Genomic DNA, 22350 nt, shown 5'->3' on the forward strand with positions numbered 1-22350 from the left:
GCATCCCGTGGCGGGTGCGGCAGCAAGTGCTGCGGATGATAAGGTAAACGGGCAGAAAAGACGCATGGATGGAACGCTTTTGATTCTCGTACTGCTGCTGGTGGTCTGCGGTCTGATTTTTCTATATAGCACGAGTGCATATAATGGCAGGGTGAAGTTTCATGACCCTGCCTATTATTTTAAAAAGCAGCTTTTTGCAACCTCCCTGGGAATGATGGGCATGTATCTGGTATCCTGTATGGACTATCATATCCTTACCAGGATGGCGCCATTTCTCTATGTGGTATCCATGGGTCTGTCCCTGGCAGTGCTTCTGTTCGGAGATGAATATAACGGCTCCAAACGCTGGCTGTCTATTGGACCTTTGTCGTTCCAGCCCTCGGAGTTTGCCAAGGTGGCAGTCATCCTGCTGCTCACCTATGTGATAACAAATTCCGAAAAGCGGCAGGACAGTCTTCTGCATATGGCGGGAACCATGGCCCTGCTCCTCCCTATAGTGGGGCTTGTGGGGACCAACAACTTAAGCACTGCCATAATCATTCTGGGCATTGGCGTAATTCTGATTTTTGTATCCAATCCCAAATACCTTCCGTTTGTGGGAATCGGAGGGGTGGGGGTGCTTTTTATCGGCATTTTCCTGAGTATGGCCAGCTACCGCCTGGAGCGTATCGCCATCTGGAGAAACCCCGAAAAATATGAAAAGGGTTTTCAGACCATCCAGGGTCTGTACGCCATTGGAAGCGGCGGCATTTTCGGAAAGGGTCTGGGGAGCAGCCTGCAGAAGCTGGGATTTGTCCCTGAGGCGCAGAATGACATGATATTTTCCATTATCTGTGAAGAGACAGGTCTTATCGGTGCCTGCCTGCTGATCCTGGTCTTCGCCCTGCTGATCTGGAGGCTCATGGTGATCGCCACACATGCCAGAGATCTGTGCGGTGCCCTGATCGCTGCGGGGATCATGGGGCATATGGCAATCCAGGTGATCCTCAACATAGCGGTTGTAACTAACACCATACCTAACACGGGAATTACCCTTCCCTTTGTCAGCTACGGCGGAACCTCTGTACTGTTTCTGATGGGAGAGATGGGTCTGGCGCTGTCTGTGAGCCGGACGCGTTCGCCCTGAACCTTTTTCGCCTCTCTGCATACAATAGTGTATAGCCAGGAGGCGGGAGGAAAGGTAAGACTTGAATGAAATTAGGATAGAAGGCGGAAATCCGCTCACAGGCGAAGTAAGGATACAAGGTTCTAAAAATGCGGCGCTGCCAATGATGGCTGCCGCTCTTTTGCATAAAGGGAAAAGTGTACTGCATCACTGCCCGAAGATCGCAGATGTCTTTGTTATGGAAGAAATCCTGCGGGAACTGGGCATGCAGATCCGGCATGAGGGAGATACCCTGACGCTGGACCCTGCCCATGTGGAGAAAACAGAGATTGACTGCTGCGAGGGCCAGAAAATGCGTTCCTCTGTCATTCTGTTGGGAAGTCTGCTGGGCAGATTCAAAAACGCGTCCGTGCCTCATCCGGGAGGCTGTGTCATAGGGGAACGCCCCATTGACCTGCATTTGTACGCTCTGGAGCGGCTGGGTGCCGTATTCGAGGAGAAAGAGGGTGTCCTCACTGCCAGGACAGATGGGCTTGTGGGCAGCACCATTCATTTTCCAAAGGTAAGTGTGGGAGCTACCCAGAACGCAGTGCTGGCCTCTGTGCTTGCAAGAGGAACCACACACCTGGAGGGATGTGCCAGGGAACCGGAAGTGGTATGGCTGTGCCGTTTTTTAAATGCCTGCGGTGCCAGGATCGAGGGAACAGGCAGTGATACCCTGACCATTACAGGAGTGGAGGAACTGCATGGGACAGAGTTCACTGTGCCTGCGGACAGGATCGTGGCAGGTACTTATGTGTGCGCCTGCGCGGCTACCAGAGGAGAGATTATCCTGGACGGCGCGCCGTTGGAGGAAATGGAAGCCCTCATGAGAGTGTACGAGAAAATGGGTGGACAATATGAAGCAATCGGTGGTAAACTGTCTTTGTGCAGCAAATGGGTGCAGGTTCCGTTAAGAAGGCAGTGTACGGAGGTATATCCGGGATTTCCCACGGATCTGCAGTCGCCGCTCATGGCGGTGCTGTGTACCATACCGGGAGAAAGCTGCCTGGTGGAAACGATTTTTGAGGACAGATTTAAGACAGCATCACAGCTTCTGCGCATGGGAGCCTATGTCCGGGTGGACGGCAGAAAAGCTGTTATCCGCGGCGGGACGCTTCGGGGCGCGGCTGTGGAGGCACAGGAACTGAGAGGCGGAGCAGCCCTTGTCATTGCAGGGCTGGCGGCGCAGGGGGAGACCCGTGTGAGAAACAGGCAGTACATTGAGCGGGGATATGAGGATATCTGCCGTGATCTGTCACAGCTCGGCGCCGTAATTGAGAGAGATTAAAGGGGAACATGTATGGACAGGAAAAAACACAGGATATTCTGGGGCTGCCTGGCAGCGGCCGTGTTAATAGCCATTGCGGTATTCTTTACCTGCTTTCAGATTACCAGTGTTAAAGTAGAAGGAAATCAGAATTATACGGAAGATGAAATCAAAAAAATGGTGCTGTCAGGCCCGCTTTCGGGCAATTCAGTGCTGGTGCGGTTTCTCAATCCTGATGAAAGAACAAAAGATGAGGAATTTATCAATAAAGTCTGGCTGGAGAGGACAGGCCGTCACAGTCTTGTGATCCATGTCAGGGAAAAAGAACTGATCGGCTATGTGAAATTTCTGGACGGCAACTTATACTTTGACAGAAACGGTATCGTGCAGGTGAGTACCACAGAGGAACTGGAGAATATACCGAATGTGGAGGGCCTTACGCTTGACAAGGTAGGGGTAGGCGAGAAAATTCCCGGGCTTGAAAAAGGCAGTCTGAGCCTGATCTTAAGCGTCACCAAGATGATGGAGAAGGGGGACAGGAAGCCGGACAGGCTGGTACTGGATGAAAAAGGACAGCTTGTGCTCTATTACGGCAAGGTGGAAGCCCGCATGGGCTCTGACAAAAATATGGACGAAAAAATGAGCAGACTTATGGGAATCATACCTCAGCTTGAGGGAATGGAAGGTGTCCTTCATCTGGAAAATGTGGACGAGACTTCAAAAAACGTGGTCTTTGACAAGGTTCTGAGTGAGGCGGAGCAAAAGGCGCTGGAGGACAAGGAGAACAAAAGCGGCCATGGCACAGATGAATCGGATACCGGTGATGAGGATTCTGACGGTTCCGATGATGAGTCCGGCTATGAGGATTCGGATGAGGGCAGTTATGAGGAGTATGACACCGGATATGAGGACTCAGGAGACGGGGATATGGATTATAACGAGGAAGATTCCGGCTACGGGGACGGTTCCGGGTATGAAGACTATGGTTCAGATGATGGTTCCGGGGAAGAATGACAGAGGAATTTTGTTTTTTATGGGACACAAATCGGGAAATTTTGATAATTTTTTTAAATTTTTTGTGAAAAAATAAATTTACCAGTTGATTAATTTTCCAAAAGACTATATTATATATCTATATGCATCATAAAGGTACTTAGAATTAAAGTACCTGGGTTTTCGGGTATTTATCATAAATACCCATGAGAACATGAAAAGAAACAGAGACAGATAAACCTGATTACAGAAAATCATACACGTCAGTGTATCCGAATGCGGATAAGATGCAGATATCTGTGTTCATGAAGAAGCAGCGAAGTGGATACAACAACCCGCTTTACAACATACGAGGGAAGCTAAAGGAGGAAGTACTTTGTTAGAGATAATGACAAACGAAGCTGAATCATCTGCAAAAATTATAGTGATTGGTGTAGGTGGAGCTGGTAATAACGCAGTCAACAGAATGGTGGAAGAGGCTATCGGCGGAGTGGAATTCGTCGGAGTCAATACAGATAAACAGGCCCTGACCTTATGCAAGGCACCGACTGTAGTGCAGATCGGTGAGAAGCTGACAAAAGGTCTTGGTGCAGGCGCTAAGCCGGAGATCGGCGAGAAAGCGGCTGAGGAGAGCATCGAAGAGATCAAACAGGTACTGCAGGGCGCAGATATGGTATTCGTTACCTGCGGTATGGGTGGCGGAACCGGAACAGGTGCCGCACCGATCGTGGCAGGCCTGGCAAAAGAAATGGGTATCCTGACCGTCGGCGTTGTCACAAAACCTTTCCGTTTTGAAGCTAAGACCCGTATGACAAACGCACTGACAGGTATTGAAAAATTAAAAGAGAATGTGGACACACTGATCGTTATCCCAAATGACCGTCTGCTGGAGATCGTAGACCGCCGGACAACCATGCCGGAAGCGCTCAGAAAAGCAGATGAGGTTCTGCAGCAGGCCGTACAGGGCATCACTGACCTGATCAACCTGCCGGCACTGATCAACCTCGACTTTGCGGATGTTCAGACCGTCATGATCGACAAGGGTATTGCACATATCGGTATCGGTGAAGGAAAAGGCGACGACAAGGCTATGGAAGCTGTACAGCAGGCCGTATCCAGTCCGCTTCTGGAGACCACTATCGAGGGCGCTTCCCATGTTATCATCAATGTATCCGGAGATATCTCTCTTATGGATGCCAACGATGCAGCCAGCTATGTACAGGATCTTACCGGAGAAGATACCAATATTATCTTCGGTGCCCTGTATGATGATAAAGAAGCTGATTATGTCAGAATCACTGTGATCGCTACAGGACTTGATGATGAGACAGCAAGGAAACCAAGCGTGAGCAGAGATAAGAAAGCAGCGAGACAGGAAGAACCGGTACAGCAGCAGACACCGGTACAGCCGCAGCAGCAGGCACCGGCGTACAGCCAGCCTCAGCAGCAGCCGGCATTCAAGATGCCGTCCTTCCAGCCGCAGCAGGGCTTCGGAAGTACACAGCAGGGTACATTCACAAGCAATGTGCCGAAAAAGGATATCCAGATTCCGGATTTCCTGAAAAACAGAAGATAAGCGTTAAAATTACACAGGATAAAAGGGCAGTCCGGGAATTATTGCGGACTGCCTTTCGTGTATCAAAAGAGCTGTATTTCTGCATCGGGAGAGCAGATACAGGGTACTGTTCACCGCAGATGGTGCTTTCGGGCATGGCGTGGACCGTAACGATACAGTAGAGGAGAACAGTTATGGATAATAATGGACTGACCCATTTTGACGGGGAAGGAAATGCGATCATGGTGGATGTGTCCGGCAAGGATGTGACAAGCCGTACAGCCACAGCAAAGGGCAGCATTCATGTAAACCGTGAAGTCATGGACGCGGTGGTGAACCACACAGCAAAAAAAGGTGACGTGCTGGGTGTGGCCCGTGTGGCCGGCATCATGGCAGTGAAACAGACGTCATCCCTGATTCCCATGTGCCACACACTGCTGATCAGCAAATGCAGTGTGGACTTTGAGACAGACCAGGAAAACCTGACCATTACAGCCATCTGCACAGCAAAAGTGGAAGGAAGGACCGGTGTGGAGATGGAAGCTCTCACAGGAGCCAGTGTGGCGCTTCTCACCATCTATGATATGTGCAAGGCCATTGACAAAGGCATGGTCCTGTCTGGGATTCATCTGGTGGAGAAAAAGGGCGGCAAAAGCGGGGATTTTTATTTCAAATGACAAATATTCCATATAAACATGCTTTTTATTGCAATCAAAAGGATTGGGGGAATTTTTATGAGAAGAGCAGCAGTGATAACATCGAGTGACAGCGGATATGCAGGAGAGAGAGAGGATATGAGTGCGCCTGTCATCTGTGAGATTCTGGAGAAAGCCGGCTATCAGATTACATACAAGATACTGCTCCCTGATGAGAGGGGCATGCTGAGCCGTGAGATGGCAAGGCTGGCAGATGAGAACATCGCAGATCTGATCCTCACCACAGGCGGAACGGGCTTCTCGCCCAGAGACTGCATGCCGGAGGCTACCATGGACATCTGTGAAAGACAGGTACCGGGTATTCCTGAGGCTATGCGGGCATACAGCATGCAGATCACGAAACGGGCCATGCTGAGCCGTCAGGCAGCAGGCATCAGAAAACAGGCACTGATCATCAATCTTCCGGGGAGCCCGAAGGCGGTGAGAGAATGCCTGGAGTATATTCTGCCGGAACTAGAACACGGCCTGGATATCCTGCAGGGAACCGCACACAATTGCGCCAGAACGTGACCATAGAGGACAGGCATCTGCAAGACGGGCAGAACAAAACGGTATAATAAGCTTGAAAATAGACAGGGATGTGATACGGAGACCAGGATCAGCCGTAGAACGTCCCTTTTTAAATTTAAAATTATTTCATACGTGCACCCAAATACCCTTCGGATTCGTCTAATGTATGTAAAAGACAATGAACCGGTTCAAAATATACAGCCAGTGTACCACTCCCCAAAAGGGAAATGCTTAGGCAGGACGCTGACAGAGAGGAGAACAGCATGTGGCTTGTAAAAAAGGCCCAGAGAGGGGACGCCGATGCTTTTGTGGAGCTGATTGAGCAGAACAAACAGGCAATGTACAAAGTAGCCAGAAGCTATCTGAGCTGTGAGGCAGATATTGCCGACGCCATGTCAGAGGCAGTGCTTTCTGCCTATGAGCATTTGGCAGAGCTTAAGTCCGCCGCGTATTTCAAAACCTGGCTTACCAGAATCCTGATCAACTGCTGCAAAGACATCCTGCGGCAGCAGGGCAGATGCACCGTAGTGGAACAGGTGCCTGAAGAAGGAGCGGTGGAAGAGATGCAGAGCAACAGTGGATTCACAGATCTGATACAGGAGCTTCCGAAGGATTTCCGGATGATTTTTGTCCTGTACTATGGGGAGGGTTTCTGTACCAGAGAGATAGCAGAACTTCTCGACATCAGTGAAAATACAGTAAAAAGCCGTCTGAGAAGAGGACGGATGAAGTTAAGTGATATCTTACAGCATCAATAAAGGAGGCACACTATGAATTATACAGAAAATGAAATGAAACAGATCCTGGAACAGGAAGTAGAGATACCGAAAAAAGTGGATGAACGCCTGCAGGACACTTACAGCCGGATCCGCAGCCAGAACAAGACAAGAACCAACTATGCCAAAAAGTCCTGGCGCATGATCACGGCAGCAGCGGCAGCCGTAGTCCTCACCCTCACCGTAACCGGCGGCACAGCAGCGGCAGCTTACCTTTCCGAGCACACGGATTTCTTCCAGGGCATGTTCGGAAACACCACAAAATCTTCCCAGGAACACACCCAGATCCTTGCGGACCCGGATAAAGAGGACGGCATGATGGCTGACCTCCCAGGCAAAGAATACGTTCCGGTAGATGAGGAAAAAGCTGACGCCCTCATAGGCGGCAATATAACCGAGGTGAACATCACCAAAGAGATTGGTGATCACACCCTTACCATAGAGAACATTGTCACAGACGGCAACGGCATGCTCATGTCTATGACCCTGGAAAGACAGGGAGGAGTCACTGCACTGTACGCGGATGACGAGACAAACCGCACAAAAGGTGCCTATTTCTCCCAGGAATCCAACTTCTCCTTCTGTTTTGAAGATCAGGAAGGAAACCCTGCCGGTGAATTCATGTATGTAGACACAGAAAAGAGCACACCTGATAAATACTATATTTATGATTACATGATATGGGGCAGTGCAGAAAACACCTCAAACCAGCCCAGACTGCACATTTACACCTATCCCGTTACCTTCGGCGAGCTTCAGGAGATGAACGAGACAGACCCGGAAAAGAGAAATCAGATAGAAGTGACAGAAGATTACGTGGACCTTCCCCAGTGCGAAACCGTCTCCATGCAGTCCCTGTCCCGGGATGATACCTGGATATGTTCCTATTCCCCCATCTCCATGAACATCAACATGTCCGCTCAGGCCCCCGAAGAAGAGGCCCAGGACCCGTACTGCATCAAATACATTGAACTCAAATACAAAGACGGCACCAGCTACGTCATCTACGATCAGGACGAACTCGACAACACAGGCTACATCTGCGGCGTAGACACCGAATTCCGCCTGACCTACAACCGCATCGTAAACCCGGAAGACATCACCCAGATCCTCATCAACGACAACGTTTACGATGTAAACGAATAACCAACAACAATTCAAACTAACCAACAGTTTTATTAAAAATGAGCTGTCCCCTATTTCCGGGAGACAGCTCATCTTAAATTATATAACCTTCCGCCTGCAATATCATTAACAATGCTCTGTGGGTGTAAATTTCAACAGAATAATAAGAAAAATAACCGCTGCCACTGTCAGGGGAAAGAAAGGGCCGGAGGCCGGGATGCCTCTTTCGTCAGGCGAGGTTAAGCGGAGTGAGTCGAAGATCCACCTGCCCCAGACACTTGGTGAGGAAGTCATTGCTGACGAACCTAGTGACTGGGAGCAGGTTAGCTGAGACGCACGGAGCCTCGAGCAGGACGAAAGAGGCATCCCGGCCTCCGGCCCTTTCTTTCCCCGTCCGCTAAGCCACCTATTTCCCCAGCCGTTCTCTGACTACTTCCATCGGCATCTCCCGCCCCGTCCATATCCGAAAGGCCTCCGCCCCCTGATACAACAACATGGCATACCCATTAAACCCCTTACATCCCATCTCCTTCGCCATCCGCAGCAGCTTTGTCTCCCATGGATTATAAACAATATCCCCCACAGCCAGCCCCTCATGCAGAAAATCCTTTCCCGGCAGAATACAACCATCTTCATCCGGTGCCATCCCCACAGAAGTGGCATTCACAACCAGCACACTATCCTCAAGACTCCTTTTCAGCCCATCCTTATCCTCATTATCACAGAGACAAATCACACATCCGGTTTCCTTTTCCAGCCGCCCGATCAAGTCTTTCATCCGAGGCAGAAACCTGCTCGTCATTCTGGCATACACATCAATTTTCCCTGCCCCGTCAAGCGCCGCCTGTGTACAGATAGCCGTGGCGGCGCCTCCGATACCCATAAGTGTTATATTCTTTCCTCTTACATCGATTTCCTGCTCCCTCACAGCCCGCATAAATCCGATTCCGTCCGTATTATGCCCGACCAGTTTCCCATCCCTGTTCTCCACAGTATTCACAGCTCCGATCAGACCTGCAGCGGGGGACAAGTCATCCAGATAGTCCAATATCTTATTTTTATTGGGCATAGTCAGATTAAATCCCTTTACACCCAGTGCGCGCAGTCCTTTTACGGCGTCTTTTAAAGTTCCTTCATTTACATCGAAACAAAGATAAACGAAATCAAGCCCCAGAGCCTGAAAGCCTGTATTATGCATCATAGGTGAAATACTGTGTTTCACCGGGCTTCCAAGCAGTCCGGTAAGCTGTGTTTGTCCCGTAATTGGTATCATGATTTTTCATCCTTTCTGAAACCTGGCGGCCATCTTTCTGTTACATGAATCTTAACAGTCTTCTGCCTGTCACATGAATCCATGCAGTCCGCCGCCTTTTTTCGCAGGCCGCCACCCGTAACGATTCAATAAAACCGAACCATAACCTGCACCTGCATTAATTTAAAGTGTAAAAGGAAACTTTCGTGGTGTCAAGAGAAAAAGTGTGTTATAATAGCGGCAGTAATTTATCAGTTACTGTTCACACACCACTGTCCCGCCGGGTGTTTTCAGACCAAAAGCATGAAAATCCCGAGGCAGCCAGCGTGATATGGAGCAGAATGCTTCATATCCGTGCATCACGAAGCGTGTTGCTGGGCACGCAGTGAACAGTAACATTTACCAGGAGGAAAAAGGAACATGAAAACCGTAGAGATAAAAGGCATAAAGATCGGGGAGGGAATTCCGAAAATATGTATTCCCCTCACAGGAAAAACAAGAGAAGAAATCATAAAAGAAGTAGAAACAGTGAAAAACATGGAACCGGATTTCGTCGAATGGCGCGCAGATTGTTATGAGGAGGGAAAGAACGGCGAAAATAGTTTGGAAATGTTGAAAACCATTCACTGCGTTTTAGACAAGATTCCCCTTCTTTTTACCTTCAGAACCGACAAAGAAGGAGGCAGTCAGTCCATTACCTGTGAGGATTATGTAAATCTTCTGGAAAATGCCGCCAAAACCGGCTTTGTGGACCTGATTGACGTGGAAGCTTTTTTTGATACGGACAGGACAGAATCTCTGATGAAAAGATTGAAAGAATGCGGCGTTTATGTGGCTGCTTCCAACCATCATTTTGACAGGACACCTTCTATAGAAGAGATGGTAAAACGGATGGAGACCATGGACCATTTCGGGGCAGATATTCTGAAACTGGCTGTTATGCCAAAAAGTGACGAGGACCTCATGTCTCTTTTGACAGCAACCGTCATGATGAAGCGCAGAACAGAGAAACCGGTCATCACTATGTCCATGGGAAAAACAGGAGTTTTGAGCCGTCTTTGCGGAGAGGCGTCAGGCTCAGCCGTCACATTTGCGGCGGGCATCAAGGCCTCTGCACCGGGCCAGATCCCGGCGGAAAGGATGCGCAGAACCCTGCAGCTTCTCCATGAAAGCTTTACATAAAGAGGATAACATAACAAGAAAAAACGGGACCAAAACTGTCGAAAAGATTTTTGATTCGTCCAAGCGGTTTTGACAAAATAAACACCCCCTATCACCTATAATGAACATTACTTATTCCAGATAAGTATGCAGCAGAAAACGCACTTAGCGGATTTTCTGCTGACATGAATGAGTCATACAAGGTTTAGGGGGTGTTTTGTGTACTACGAATTTTACATTGACGTTTTTTTCGTAGTCAATCTGGTAATGGATTTTTTGCTGCTGCGTCTGGTGAACCGAGTGCTGAAGGGGACTGCCACTCCTCTTCGTTCTCTGGCAGGTGCAGTGCTGGGAGCTGCCGGTATCTGTGTGATCACACTGCTGCCTTTATCGTCCCCCTACATAAGGGTATTGCTTTCACACGGCGTTCTGGGCATCCTCATGGTGTGGGTGGGCTGCTGCTGCAGGTCATGGAGAAAACTGTTTACAGGGATTTTACTGCTGTACGGTTTTTCCTTTCTCACAGGAGGCATACTTACGGCTCTGCCGGGTGGCACAAAGGAAGGCTTACTTACGTTTTGTTTCATCACCACAGCCACTTACTGGATTCTCATCTTAGGAATGCGACTCTTGGAATACTTAAAAGGAAAAAGCTCCGCCATTTGCGAAGTTATCATTCGCGTGGGCGGCAAATCAGTGAAAGTCAAAGGACTGTATGATACTGGCAACAGGCTGCGTGACACACTCACCAGAAAACCGGTGAGCGTTGTGGAATACGGGAGGTTTGAGGAGCTTCTTGGCGAGGACCAAAAGGCTTCTTTTGAGAGACTTCTAAGCGGAACCGGGAGTACGGAGGACATCTGTGCCCAATCGGTGCTTAAGTTTCATCCTCATTATATTTCCTATCGCAGCGTGGGGCAGGATAATGGACTAATGCTTGCCGTCACTGTAGATGAACTATATGTATCAGCAGGAGAAGAAGGCAGTGTGGTAAAACATGCAGTTTTAGGGCTTGCAGGGAACCAGCTTTCCACTGCCGGAAACTTTCAGATAATCGTCAATCCGTGCATTGTGAACGCAGAATAGAATGGTATTCTGCATTTCCGGGCACACAGCAGAGCAAAAGTCAGGATTTGCTTTGACAGTTTTAGGGAGGAGCATAAATGAATATGGAAGCAGCAGCAGAGAGAAAAGTACAGATGCCTGTTTTTTCGGGGTTTTCCAATATTATATTCAGAAGAGGGGAAGAAATTCATTATATCGGAGGAGCAGAGGTCCTTCCGGCGCCTTTGGACGCAGAAGCAGAGGCGGAAATGATAGGAAAATTACAGACAGAGGACAATGCAGATGCAAAATCACGTCTGATCGAACATAACCTGCGCCTGGTCGTTTACATTGCCAAGAAATTTGACAACACCGGAGTGGGGGTGGAGGATTTGATCTCCATTGGAACCATTGGCCTGATCAAAGCCATCAATACATTCAACCCTACAAAGAAGATCAAGCTGGCAACCTACGCATCCAGATGTATTGAAAATGAGATTCTTATGTATCTCAGGCGCAACAGCAAGACTAAGATGGAGGTTTCCATTGACGAGCCGCTGAACGTGGACTGGGATGGAAATGAACTGCTTTTATCCGATATTCTGGGGACGGATGAGGATGTGATCTATAGGGGAATCGAAAGTGAAGTGGAGCGGTCCCTTCTGGGGAAGGCGATCGGCAAGCTGACCAAAAGGGAACAGACCATTGTGCGGCTGCGGTTCGGCATCAATATGCCGGATGGCAGGGAAAAGACACAGAAGGAAGTCGCTGACCTTCTTGGAATCTCCCAGTCCTACATATCCAGGCTGGAAAAGCGGATCATGAAGAGACTGAAAAAAGAGATTGTAAGATACGAATAACACATTACCGGGTTGACTGGGGAACCTCATTAAGGCTATACTTACTAGTGACAACACGAAGAGTTGATAATGAGGTGATGAGGATGCAGAAGGCTCTGCCAATCGGAAATGACCAGTTTCGTATAGTAAGAGAAAAAGATTATTATTATATTGACAAAACACTTCTTATAAAAGAATTTTTAGAGCTGAGGGATACGGCTTCCCTGATCACAAGACCGAGAAGATTCGGGAAAACACTAAATATGACCATGCTCCGGGAATTTTTTGATATCACAAGAGACAGCAGAGAGATTTTTAAGGGGCTTGCCATTATGGATACAAAATACGCATCCCTTATAAATACGAAACCTGTCATTTATTTTTCCTTTAAAGACTGTAGCGGTAAGACACAGGATGAGCTGAAGGTGCGTCTCTCGAAGGAAATCCTAAAAGAATATCAGAGGTATGCAGTCATTTTTGAAAGCGGCAGCCAGGATAAAAGAGATGTGTACGTAAGGATATTCTACAACAATCTTGAAAAACTAATTTCATGTTCCATGTCATTTGCAGAGTTGTCTGCCTATGTGGAAGAACTTATCAGGGTGGTACATGATCATTATGGAGCTGCTCCGATTTTGCTGATCGATGAATATGACCAGCCGGTTTTATCCAGCTATGAAAATGGATACAGAAAGGAACTGGGAGATTTCTTTTCCAGCTTTTACGGGTCTGCCCTGAAGGGAAATGAGTACATGGACCAGGCGCTGCTTACAGGAATCCAGAGAGTGGCAAAAGAGAGTATATTTTCCAAACTGAATAATATCAGCATCTATACAGTGATAGATGAATGTTATTCTGACAAATTCGGCATCACAAAAAGAGAGGCAGAAAAACTGCTCTGTGATTTTGGCATGGAACTGTCTGCAGTGGTGAAAGAAAAGTATGATGGATATCGGTTTGGGAGATATGACATTTATAATCCGTGGTCCCTGTTATGCTATATCAGGAAGGGCAGGGCTGAGAATTTCTGGGTGAATACCTCCACCAATTATCTGGTAAAAGAGGCTGTGAAAAAGGCAGATGAACGGTTTCGCAGGGAATTTGATGAGCTGATCGAAAAGAAAACCGTACGGGTTGGAATTAATTTGGAGACTTCATTTATAGAACTGCAGGATAATTACAGTCTGTGGGGCCTGTTGGTAAACGCAGGATATGTGACCGTGGAGGATGTGGAGGACGAAAGTTTTATGAAAGTCCGCATTCCGAATGAGGAGGTGTGCGCTGAGTTTCGTAAAATCCTGGCGGAGCAGGCGAATATTTCCGATATGGACCTGCAGGGAATGTTCCGCTGCCTGCTGGAAAAAGATATGGAGGGATTCCTGAAAATTTATCGGGATATTGTCATATCCTGTACCAGCTATTTTGATGCCAGGGAGAATGCCTATCATATGCTGTTTCTGGGAATGTGTATCAGTGTAAGAGGAATCTACGAGGTGAGCAGTAATCTGGAACAGGGGCATGGACGCAGTGATATTACGCTGAAGGCTCTGGAACCGGGACGTCCGCATATCATTTTGGAATTTAAGCAGGGAAGTGATGTGGAGACACTGAAAAAATCTGCATTGAAACAAATACTAAAAAAGCAGTATTACAGCGGTCTGACAGGAGAAGTCCTGTGTGTAGGCATTGCACATGACAAAAAGCAGTGTGCGCTTACGTGGGAATCTATAACTGTCACGGGCAGCGGGCAGGCCGTGAGGGAAAATATTTAGGGGATAAATTTTAAAATATAAAACAGCCGTCTGGTAACACGGGGAGACATATCCAATGGGATCTGCAGCTTCCGGTTATGGGACGGCTGTTTTATTTGCGTTCATTTTTAATGCGTTTTTCTGCAATCATATATACTGCTGTTCATCAAAATCATATATTTAACGATTCTGCTGAATTACATATTCTGCTGTATCTCCTGTTTTTCTTTCAAAATGATCTCTGCGAGCTGGGCAATCCGTTCATCGGACATTCTGGCAGCAGGGGCGGAGATGGAAAAGGCGTAGCGGGCATGTCCTTTATAATCAGGGAGACTCACCGCGATACAGCGCACGCCAAGCTCATTTTCCTCATCGTCCAGAGCATAGCCTTTTTTTCTTACTTCCTCTATTTTTTCCTGAAAACGGGAATACTCCGTAATTGTATGAGGGGTCAGGCGCTCAATACTGCTTGCATCCCAGAAACGGCGTATCTGTTCCTCGTCCATATCAGCAGCCATGGCTTTTCCAACACCGGAGCAGTAAAGGGGAATTCGGTTGCCTACCTTGGATACCATGCGGACAGAATTCTGGTAGGATTCTTCTTTATAGATATATACAGCTTCCGCGCCGTCAAGCTGGACAAAATGCACGGTTTCCCCTGTCTTTTCGGAGAGCTTTTTCAGATGAGGGCGCACAACCTCCAAAATGTCCATACGGCTTAACAGACGGTTGGAGAGGCTTAATAATTTCAGGGACAAGTCATATTTCTGTGTGTCCGTATCCTGTTTTACATATCCCATATAGATAAGGGAGCAGAGCAGACGGTGCACTGTGCTTTTGTTGAGCGCAAGCTGCCGGCTTAAGTCTGCCAGCGCAATGGGGCCGTCAGATGCCAGGGTTTCCAGGACGAGAAACAGCCTGTCAGCCACCTGGATGGGATTCTTTTCTTCCATAATATATTCCTGCCTTTGGTTATTTTTCACGAATAGGCTTTGGCGTTATTGTAACACTTTCCCATTCAGGAAACAACCGGAATTTTTTTTCATTTTACTCTTGACAATCTGAGCGAGAAGAGTATAATTCAAGATAAAGATACCACAATACGAAACGGAGTTTCATAATGTGGAATAAACAAACACGAATAGGCAAACACAGCAAGGCCCATAAAACGAAAAATCAATCAATCATTCATTTCAAGGAGGAAGTTATGAACGCAATCTTAGAACAGCTTTCAAAATTCGGTGTTGTACCGGTAGTCGTATTAAACGAGGTCAAAGATGCAGAGCCGCTGGCAAAAGCATTATGTGAGGGAGGACTTCCCTGTGCGGAGGTAACATTCCGTACCGCAGCAGCCGAGGAATCTATCCGCACCATGACAGAGAAATTCCCGGAGATGCTGGTAGGTGCCGGTACAGTCCTGACCACAGAGCAGGTGGACCGCGCAGTTGCAGCAGGCGCCAAATTCATTGTAAGCCCGGGATTTGATCCGGAGATCGTGGACTACTGCCTGAATAAAGATATTCTGGTTCTGCCCGGATGCGTAACTCCTTCTGAAGTGGCACAGGGCGTGAAACGCGGCCTGAAAGTTCTGAAATTCTTCCCGGCTGAGCAGTACGGCGGAGTATCCACGATCAAAGCTATGGCAGCAGCCTATGTGGGAATCAAATTCATGCCTACTGGCGGCATCAATCCTAAGAATGTAAAAGATTACCTGACCTGCGACAAAATCTTCGCATGCGGCGGAAGCTGGATGGTAAAAGGTGATCTGATTGCAGCAGGAGAGTTTGACAAGATTAAATCCCTGACCGAGGAAGCCGTTGCCCTGGTAAAGGAAGTAAGATAAATACAGGAGATATGTAACTGTCCATTACCCTTACAGTTACGGAAATATATTATTTCAAAGGAGAATTAAAAAAATGGCAAAAAGAGTGATCACATTTGGTGAAATCATGTTAAGACTGGCTCCGGAAGGATACTATCGTTTTGTACAGGCAGATACTTTCGGCGCAACATACGGCGGAGGAGAGGCTAACGTAGCTGTTTCCCTTGCTAACTACGGATTCGACGCAGCATTTGTTACAAAGCTGCCAAAACATGAAATCGGACAGGCTGCTATCAATTCTTTAAGAAAATATGGTGTAGATACAACGGAAATCGCACGCGGCGGCGACCGTGTGGGAATTTATTTCCTTGAAAAAGGTGCATCCCAGAGACCCTCTAAGGTTATTTATGACCGTGCTGGCTCCTCTATCGCTACAGCAAAATCCTCTGACTTCGATTGGAAGCACATTTTCGACGGCGCTGACTGGTTCCATTTTACAGGAATCACACCGGCCTTAAATGATGAAGTAGCAGCCATCTGTCTGGAAGCCTGCAAAGCAGCCAAAGATGCAGGCCTGACCATCTCCTGTGACTTAAACTACAGAAATAAACTGTGGTCCAAGGAAAAAGCAGGACAGGTTATGGGTGAGATCTGCAAATATGTGGATGTCTGCATCGCAAACGAAGAGGATGCAGCCGATGTATTCGGCATCAAAGCAGCCAACACAGATGTTACTACAGGTACTGTAAACCACGAGGGATACAAAGATGTTGCAAAACAGCTTGCTGACCGTTTTGGATTCTCAAAGGTTGCCATTACACTGAGAGAGTCCCTGTCTGCAAATGACAATAACTGGTCCGCTATGTTATATGACGGAAATGATTACTTCTTCAGCAAAAAATACAAAATGCACATCGTTGACCGTGTAGGCGGCGGTGACAGCTTTGGCGGCGGATTGATCTGTGCATGCTTAAACGGCTATGACGCACAGGCCACCATCGAGTTCGCAGTGGCAGCTTCCTGCCTGAAGCACTCGATCGAAGGTGACTTCAACATGGTTTCTATGGATGAGGTTTCCAAACTTGCAGGCGGAGACGGTTCAGGACGTGTGCAGAGATAAGGACAGAATAAATAGTTATAAATGATAGCCCTTTTGCCATGGGTGAACATTTAAATAAAAATGGGATGTTGTGAAAACAGCATCCCATTGTTTATAACAGCAGATCATTTGGAAAGTATTCTCTGCTGAAACAGATTGGATGGGACAGCAGATTTATGGTTAGTGATAGATTAAGAGAATCAAGGAGGGTTTTAAGATGAAAAAAGATTTTGATTTGCTTTCATTAGGAGAGATTTTACTGAGGCTGTCACCGCCGGATAATGAGAGAATCGTGCGCGGTGAGACATTTCAGAAGCAGGTGGGCGGCGCTGAGTTAAATGTGGTGTCAGGTGCGTCTCTTCTGGGCCTCAGGACAGGAATCATATCCAAGCTGCCGGATAATGCTCTGGGTGTTTATGCCAAGAACAGGGTTCGTTTCTGCGGAGTCAGTGATGACTATCTGGTGTATGACGAGGAGCCGGATGCAAGGCTGGGTATCTATTATTATGAAAACGGAGCATATCCCAGGAAACCAAGTGTGGTTTATGACAGGCGGCATGCGTCTTTCTGTAAGATTGGGGTGGAAGAGCTGCCGCAGGAGATGTTTGCAAGCACCAGGTGTTTCCATACCAGCGGGATCACACTGGCGTTGTCGGAGAATACCAGGAATACGGCAGTGGAGATGATCAGGAAGTTTAAGGAGAATGGGGCGATTATTTCTTTTGATGTGAATTTTAGGGGAAATCTCTGGACCGGGGCGGAGGCGAAAGAATGTATTGAGAAGATTCTGCCCTATGTGGATGTTTTCTTCTGTTCTGAGGATACGGCAAGGCTGACATTTTTGAAAGATGGGGATGTGAAGTCTATGATGAAGAGTTTTACGGAGGAATATCCGATTTCTATTGTGGCTTCTACACAGAGGATTGTGCATAGTCCTAAGGTGCATACGTTTGGGTCTGTGATCTATAATGCCAAGGAAGACAGGTACTATGAGGAGGAGCCATATCGGGATATTGAGGTTGTGGACAGGATTGGGAGCGGGGATGCTTATATTTCCGGGGCGCTTTATGGGCTGCTGGCACATGAGTTTGACTGTCAGAAGGCGCTTCAGTATGGGAATGCGACCAGTTCTGTGAAGAATACGATTCCGGGGGATCTGCCTTCTTGTGATTTGAAGGAGATTGATCGGATTATTCGGAATCATATGGGGATGGGGGCGCAGGTGGAAATGGAACGATGATGTAGGGACGTATAAAAGGAGACACAAAACGAAAGATGGTCGAAGGGGGACGCCCAAAGGGGAAGACCGGCAGGGGCAGCAGGCCCGCAGGGGGTTCTCCGGCTGATGCCTTCGTCGGCTAGTCTTGCTAAGAAAAAAATGAAGCCCCGGACAAGGCACCGGGCAGAACCGCAGTCCAGCCTTTATGGCTGAACTGCTCAACTGCCCTGAAATTTCGGATAGTAACCGAAATTTCTCCTTGTCCGGGGCTTCATTTTTTCCTAAGCAAGTCTACGCCTCCTACGGAACACCAGCCGGAGAACCCCCTGCGGGCCTGCTGCCCCTGCCGGTCTTCCCCTTTGGCCTGAGAGCGTCGTTCGGGAGGAAAAGAGAGAACGTCGCTTGGAAGAAAAAGAGAGAACATCGTTCGGAAGGAAAAGAGAGAGCGTTATTCGGGAGAAAAAGGTGGAAATTGGACGGGGTGGGGGGCATAGGATAGGTAATAAGGGTGAATTTTGGTGGGATTATGCGGGTTTGTGATTTGAGGCAGAAGGAAGTTATTAATATCTGTACTTGTAAGAGTCTGGGGTGTCCTCTGGATGTGGAGTTTGATCCTAAGACGGGGTGTCTGACGGCGATCATTGTGCCGGTGCCGGGGAAGCTTTGCGGGTTGTTTGGGCCGGCAAGTGAGTATGTGATTCCCTGGCAGTGTATCAGGCAGATTGGGGAGGATATCATTCTGGTGGAGATCAAGGAGGATAAGTTTCTAAAGAAAGAATAAGAATTTACGCGGAGGTGGTTCCTTGACACGCTTTTTCTGTTGAAGTATGATAGAGGGCAGTAATAAGGAGGGGAACCAATGAAGGGATTTTTGGTGAAGTATAAGAGAGCGTTTCTGTTCTCACTGGTGTTTTCTCTTGTTTGTTTTGGGTTTATGCTGACGCATTTTACCATAACGATCGATGAGGAAACTTGGATTCTGGCAAATCAGCCGTCGCTTTTGTGGCTTTTGCAGGGGAGATTTTCAGTCTGGCTGTTTGATCTGGTTTTTACAAGGGAAGGGAATTTTGCTCCGTTTCTCTGGGATTTCCTTTCGGTGGTGTGCTGGCATTTTTCAGGGGTTGTATTTGCCTATGCGCTGCTGGGTAAGGAAAAGGTCAAAGAGTGGCAGATGTTTTTCTTTACGGCCTATTATGCGTCACTGCCGTTTGTGGTGGGAGAGATTCTTTCTTTTTCCATGTTCAATCTGCAGGTGTGTACAGCAATGGTGGCTGTGGCTTTTGGGTTTGTGTACAGTATCCGGTTTGTGGAGGGCAGGGGGAAAAAGGATGCAGGTCTTGCATTTTTGCTGCTGCTGTACAGTTTTGCTATTTATCAGGCATTGATCTGTGTGTATGTGACAGGGGTGGTGGCTTATTGTCTTCTAAAATTTGTGAAGAGGGAAGAGAAGGGGCTGCTGCGGTTTATTGTGACCTGTGCGGTGCTCTGCGCTGCGGCTGCTGCGGTATATTATGGGATTGATATGATCATCTGGCATTTTTCAGGGACTGCCGGGTATCTGGAGGAGAATTATATCGGCTGGTTCAGTGAGAACTGGAAGGCAATGTTCGCGGCTTCCGTTCTCAATGTGGGCAGGGTCTCTTTTTCCATTCCCTATGAGGGAGAATATATTTACGGCGGAGAGGTGATCCGCTGTGTGACAGTGCTCTTTGTAATCTATGCTGTCTGGCTGTTTTTTAGGCGCAGAGGGGCAAAGGATAAGCTTGGGGTATTTTTCTATACGGCTGCTCTTTGTATTGCACCCTTTGTTATGTATCTGCTTTTGGCAACCTACAAGACCCATGGCAGGATGCTTCTGGCAATTCCCCTGGCGGGTGCTGTGCAGATTTATCTTATATTCAGTGCGATCAGGAGAAATGTGGTAAAGAAGGCCATGATCGTGCTTGTGTCTTATCTGCTGTTTCTGAACGCGAGGAATATGAATATGATCTATTATTATGGAAGTATTGCCTATCAGAGGGATGTGACCACAGCGTCCCAGCTCATGTATGACATCCAGAGAGCTGGCATGGACTACCATGCAAAGCCCATAGCTTTTGTGGGGATGGTACAGCCGGACGAGCTGCCTGTTCAGAAGTCGGATACACTGGGCGGCTCCATTTTCGCCTGGGATGAGGGAAATGTATCCAGAATGAAGGATTTTCTCCGAACACAGGGGTACGCAGTGACAGCGGCATCTGCAGAGATGATCGGAAGAGCCGCAGCGGAGGCGGAATCCATGACCTCATGGCCGCAGGAGGGCAGTATCCGGGAAGTGGATGATATGATCATTGTAAAATTCTCACAGCCCACGGAAAAATGGTACAATGTAAATAATGTAGTGACAGAATAATGCGGATGACCGCAGTGTGAAGAACAAACGCACTGCGGTCATTTTTTTCGGAAATGAATAAAAAACAAATTGTATTGAAGTGCATACAAGTGATACTCTATAGGTAAGAACTTTATGAGGAAAAGGAGCATTCAGGATGACAAAACTGGTGATTAACCCAAAGGTAAAGAAGAGTAAAATACATAAGGAGATTTACGGACATTTCTCTGAACATCTGGGAAGATGTATCTATGAGGGGCTGTATGTGGGAGAGGATTCCCCGATTCCAAATGTGAACGGTATGCGGACGGATGTAGTGGAAGCCCTGAAGGAAATGAAGATTCCGGTGCTGCGCTGGCCGGGGGGATGTTTTGCGGATGAGTATCACTGGAAGGACGGAATCGGGCCGAAAGAGAGCAGGAAGAAAATTATCAATACCCACTGGGGTGGTGTTGTGGAGGACAACAGCTTTGGAACCCATGAGTTTTTTGAACTGTGCCGCCAGCTTGGCTGTGAGGCCTATGTAAACGGAAATGTGGGGAGCGGAACTGTGCAGGAAATGTCAGAGTGGGTGGAGTATATGACCTTTGACGGTGTTTCTCCCATGGCAGACCTGAGAAAAGAAAACGGACATGAGGAGTCCTGGGACGTGGCGTTCTTCGGTGTGGGAAATGAAAACTGGGGCTGCGGCGGAAATATGACGCCGGAGTATTACGGCAATGAATACCGCCGTTATCAGACCTATGTGAGAGATTATAAGGCGGATAAAAAGATATACAAAATTGCCTGCGGAGCAAATGTGGATGATTATGAGTGGACAGAGGGTGTGATGCATACCTGTTTCCGCCACAGCCAGCCTTTCCAGCACGGATTTATGGATGGCCTTTCCCTGCATTATTACACGCACCCGGAGGGATGGGACATTAAGGGAAGTGCCACGGATTTTGATGATAAGGTCTGGTACAAAACTCTGAGCAAAACACTTTATATGGAAGAGCTGATCAACCGTCACGGTGCCATTATGGACAAGTATGACCCGGAGAAGAAGATCGGAATGATCGTGGATGAGTGGGGGACCTGGTTTACCGTGGAGCCCGGCACAAATCCGGGATTTCTTTACCAGCAGAACACCATGAGGGATGCACTGGTGGCAGGCATCAATCTGAATATTTTCAACAAACACAGTGACCGTGTCCATATGGCAAATCTGGCCCAGCTTGTGAATGTTCTCCAGTCTGTGATCCTGACAGAAGGGGAGAAGATGCTGCTGACACCGACCTACCATGTATTTCACATGTATAAATACCATCAGGATGCGGATCTTCTGGAAAGCCGTATCGACACAAAGACCATAGGAGCGGAGGCGGAGTATCAGGTGCCGAACCTGACAGAGTCCGTATCAGTGGATGCGGAGGGAGTGATGCATATAACAATCACAAACCTTTCCCTGGATGAGGATTACGATGTGGATGCACTGATCCTGGAAAAACCTGTGACAGAGGTTAGAGGAGAGATCCTGGCGGAAGAGATGCATGCCATGAATACTTTTGAGGAGCCGGAAACTGTTAAGGTGAAAGAGTTTAGAGATGTGAAGATCACGGACAAAGGAATTGCGTTTACCATACCTGCGTGCAGCGTGCTGCATCTGGCAGTAAAATAAGAGAAAAACAGGGCGTTTTCCATGGGGAAAGCGCCCTGTCTGC

At 47.9% G+C, this 22350-nt stretch carries 20 protein-coding genes; 18 read left to right on the forward strand and 2 right to left on the reverse strand.

The features are described 5' to 3' along the window. Nucleotides 1-64: 64 nt before the first annotated feature. The 8 genes from LC508_RS27070 to LC508_RS27105 all read left to right on the forward strand — a co-directional run bounded on the left by LC508_RS27070 (nt 65) and on the right by LC508_RS27105 (nt 8110). Nucleotides 65-1126, forward strand: coding sequence for an FtsW/RodA/SpoVE family cell cycle protein (locus tag LC508_RS27070; protein WP_052098752.1), 1062 nt, complete (start codon nt 65-67; stop codon nt 1124-1126). 61 nt (nt 1127-1187) lie between these two features. Further along, nucleotides 1188-2435: a UDP-N-acetylglucosamine 1-carboxyvinyltransferase gene (murA, locus tag LC508_RS27075; protein ID WP_033139058.1), complete on the forward strand. Its 1248-nt coding sequence runs from the start codon at nt 1188-1190 to the stop codon at nt 2433-2435. Nucleotides 2436-2447: 12 nt separating this feature from the next. Next, complete coding sequence (locus tag LC508_RS27080) at nt 2448-3428, forward strand: cell division protein FtsQ/DivIB (RefSeq protein ID WP_054352284.1); 981 nt, start codon at nt 2448-2450, stop codon at nt 3426-3428. A 367-nt stretch (nt 3429-3795) separates the two neighbouring features. Then, nucleotides 3796-4983, forward strand: a complete 1188-nt coding sequence (ftsZ, locus tag LC508_RS27085) for a cell division protein FtsZ (protein ID WP_033139078.1) — start codon at nt 3796-3798, stop codon at nt 4981-4983. A gap of 173 nt (nt 4984-5156) precedes the next feature. Then, nucleotides 5157-5639, forward strand: a complete 483-nt coding sequence (gene moaC, locus LC508_RS27090; RefSeq protein WP_033139057.1) for a cyclic pyranopterin monophosphate synthase MoaC — start codon at nt 5157-5159, stop codon at nt 5637-5639. A 57-nt stretch (nt 5640-5696) separates the two neighbouring features. Then, a complete protein-coding gene (locus tag LC508_RS27095; protein WP_033139056.1) occupies nt 5697-6188 on the forward strand; it encodes a MogA/MoaB family molybdenum cofactor biosynthesis protein in 492 nt (163 codons plus the stop codon). Between the two features lie 263 nt (nt 6189-6451). Further along, entirely contained in the window at nt 6452-6946 is a 495-nt protein-coding gene (locus LC508_RS27100) for an RNA polymerase sigma factor (RefSeq protein WP_033139055.1), read from the forward strand. A gap of 12 nt (nt 6947-6958) precedes the next feature. Then, nucleotides 6959-8110, forward strand: coding sequence for a DUF4179 domain-containing protein (locus LC508_RS27105; RefSeq protein WP_103733216.1), 1152 nt, complete (start codon nt 6959-6961; stop codon nt 8108-8110). 385 nt (nt 8111-8495) lie between these two features. On the opposite strand, the gene LC508_RS27110 is transcribed toward LC508_RS27105, so the two are convergent. Beyond that, nucleotides 8496-9362: a shikimate dehydrogenase gene (locus LC508_RS27110; protein ID WP_033139053.1), complete on the reverse strand. Its 867-nt coding sequence runs from the start codon at nt 9360-9362 to the stop codon at nt 8496-8498. A 399-nt stretch (nt 9363-9761) separates the two neighbouring features. On the opposite strand from LC508_RS27110, the gene aroD reads away from it, so the two are divergent. The 4 genes from aroD (at nt 9762) to LC508_RS27130 (ending at nt 14157) form a co-directional block, all read left to right on the forward strand. Next, nucleotides 9762-10523, forward strand: a complete 762-nt coding sequence (gene aroD, locus LC508_RS27115; RefSeq protein ID WP_033139052.1) for a type I 3-dehydroquinate dehydratase — start codon at nt 9762-9764, stop codon at nt 10521-10523. Nucleotides 10524-10721: 198 nt separating this feature from the next. Further along, nucleotides 10722-11588, forward strand: coding sequence for a sigma-E processing peptidase SpoIIGA (locus tag LC508_RS27120; protein ID WP_052098747.1), 867 nt, complete (start codon nt 10722-10724; stop codon nt 11586-11588). A 113-nt stretch (nt 11589-11701) separates the two neighbouring features. Beyond that, nucleotides 11702-12406: an RNA polymerase sporulation sigma factor SigE gene (sigE, locus tag LC508_RS27125; protein WP_225305410.1), complete on the forward strand. Its 705-nt coding sequence runs from the start codon at nt 11702-11704 to the stop codon at nt 12404-12406. An 83-nt stretch (nt 12407-12489) separates the two neighbouring features. Next, on the forward strand, nt 12490-14157 hold the full coding sequence (locus LC508_RS27130) for an AAA family ATPase (RefSeq protein ID WP_052098743.1): 1668 nt from the start codon (nt 12490-12492) through the stop codon (nt 14155-14157). Nucleotides 14158-14333: 176 nt separating this feature from the next. Here LC508_RS27130 and LC508_RS27135 read toward each other — a convergent pair whose 3' ends face one another. Next, on the reverse strand, nt 14334-15089 hold the full coding sequence (locus tag LC508_RS27135) for an IclR family transcriptional regulator (RefSeq protein WP_033139049.1): 756 nt from the start codon (nt 15087-15089) through the stop codon (nt 14334-14336). A gap of 254 nt (nt 15090-15343) precedes the next feature. Here LC508_RS27135 and eda point away from each other — a divergent pair, with 254 nt between their 5' ends. The 6 genes from eda to LC508_RS27165 all read left to right on the forward strand — a co-directional run bounded on the left by eda (nt 15344) and on the right by LC508_RS27165 (nt 22307). After that, nucleotides 15344-15979, forward strand: a complete 636-nt coding sequence (gene eda, locus LC508_RS27140; protein ID WP_103732364.1) for a bifunctional 4-hydroxy-2-oxoglutarate aldolase/2-dehydro-3-deoxy-phosphogluconate aldolase — start codon at nt 15344-15346, stop codon at nt 15977-15979. A gap of 73 nt (nt 15980-16052) precedes the next feature. After that, nucleotides 16053-17078, forward strand: a complete 1026-nt coding sequence (locus LC508_RS27145) for a sugar kinase (RefSeq protein WP_033139047.1) — start codon at nt 16053-16055, stop codon at nt 17076-17078. Nucleotides 17079-17274: 196 nt separating this feature from the next. Continuing rightward, nucleotides 17275-18297: a sugar kinase gene (locus LC508_RS27150; RefSeq protein WP_103732363.1), complete on the forward strand. Its 1023-nt coding sequence runs from the start codon at nt 17275-17277 to the stop codon at nt 18295-18297. Between the two features lie 505 nt (nt 18298-18802). Further along, complete coding sequence (locus LC508_RS27155; RefSeq protein WP_054352292.1) at nt 18803-19057, forward strand: YlmC/YmxH family sporulation protein; 255 nt, start codon at nt 18803-18805, stop codon at nt 19055-19057. 78 nt (nt 19058-19135) lie between these two features. Further along, complete coding sequence (locus LC508_RS27160; RefSeq protein WP_054352293.1) at nt 19136-20668, forward strand: glucosyltransferase domain-containing protein; 1533 nt, start codon at nt 19136-19138, stop codon at nt 20666-20668. 136 nt (nt 20669-20804) lie between these two features. After that, nucleotides 20805-22307, forward strand: coding sequence for an alpha-N-arabinofuranosidase (locus tag LC508_RS27165; RefSeq protein WP_103731711.1), 1503 nt, complete (start codon nt 20805-20807; stop codon nt 22305-22307). Nucleotides 22308-22350: the final 43 nt, after the last annotated feature.

The sequence above is a fragment of the Blautia parvula genome (assembly GCF_020215665.1).
Taxonomy (GTDB): domain Bacteria; phylum Bacillota; class Clostridia; order Lachnospirales; family Lachnospiraceae; genus Blautia; species Blautia celeris.

Coding starts and splice junctions, on each gene's coding strand:
- LC508_RS27135 (WP_033139049.1), bottom strand. CDS start 15,089: ATGGAAGAAAAGAATCCCATCCAGGTGGCTGACAGGCTGTTTCTCGTC.
- LC508_RS27080 (WP_054352284.1), top strand. CDS start 2,448: ATGGACAGGAAAAAACACAGGATATTCTGGGGCTGCCTGGCAGCGGCC.
- LC508_RS27100 (WP_033139055.1), top strand. CDS start 6,452: ATGTGGCTTGTAAAAAAGGCCCAGAGAGGGGACGCCGATGCTTTTGTG.
- aroD (WP_033139052.1), top strand. CDS start 9,762: ATGAAAACCGTAGAGATAAAAGGCATAAAGATCGGGGAGGGAATTCCG.
- ftsZ (WP_033139078.1), top strand. CDS start 3,796: ATGACAAACGAAGCTGAATCATCTGCAAAAATTATAGTGATTGGTGTA.
- LC508_RS27130 (WP_052098743.1), top strand. CDS start 12,490: ATGCAGAAGGCTCTGCCAATCGGAAATGACCAGTTTCGTATAGTAAGA.
- LC508_RS27095 (WP_033139056.1), top strand. CDS start 5,697: ATGAGAAGAGCAGCAGTGATAACATCGAGTGACAGCGGATATGCAGGA.
- LC508_RS27155 (WP_054352292.1), top strand. CDS start 18,803: ATGCGGGTTTGTGATTTGAGGCAGAAGGAAGTTATTAATATCTGTACT.
- LC508_RS27110 (WP_033139053.1), bottom strand. CDS start 9,362: ATGATACCAATTACGGGACAAACACAGCTTACCGGACTGCTTGGAAGC.
- LC508_RS27145 (WP_033139047.1), top strand. CDS start 16,053: ATGGCAAAAAGAGTGATCACATTTGGTGAAATCATGTTAAGACTGGCT.
- LC508_RS27105 (WP_103733216.1), top strand. CDS start 6,959: ATGAATTATACAGAAAATGAAATGAAACAGATCCTGGAACAGGAAGTA.
- sigE (WP_225305410.1), top strand. CDS start 11,702: ATGCCTGTTTTTTCGGGGTTTTCCAATATTATATTCAGAAGAGGGGAA.
- moaC (WP_033139057.1), top strand. CDS start 5,157: ATGGATAATAATGGACTGACCCATTTTGACGGGGAAGGAAATGCGATC.
- LC508_RS27150 (WP_103732363.1), top strand. CDS start 17,275: ATGAAAAAAGATTTTGATTTGCTTTCATTAGGAGAGATTTTACTGAGG.
- LC508_RS27070 (WP_052098752.1), top strand. CDS start 65: ATGGATGGAACGCTTTTGATTCTCGTACTGCTGCTGGTGGTCTGCGGT.
- eda (WP_103732364.1), top strand. CDS start 15,344: ATGAACGCAATCTTAGAACAGCTTTCAAAATTCGGTGTTGTACCGGTA.
- LC508_RS27160 (WP_054352293.1), top strand. CDS start 19,136: ATGAAGGGATTTTTGGTGAAGTATAAGAGAGCGTTTCTGTTCTCACTG.
- LC508_RS27165 (WP_103731711.1), top strand. CDS start 20,805: ATGACAAAACTGGTGATTAACCCAAAGGTAAAGAAGAGTAAAATACAT.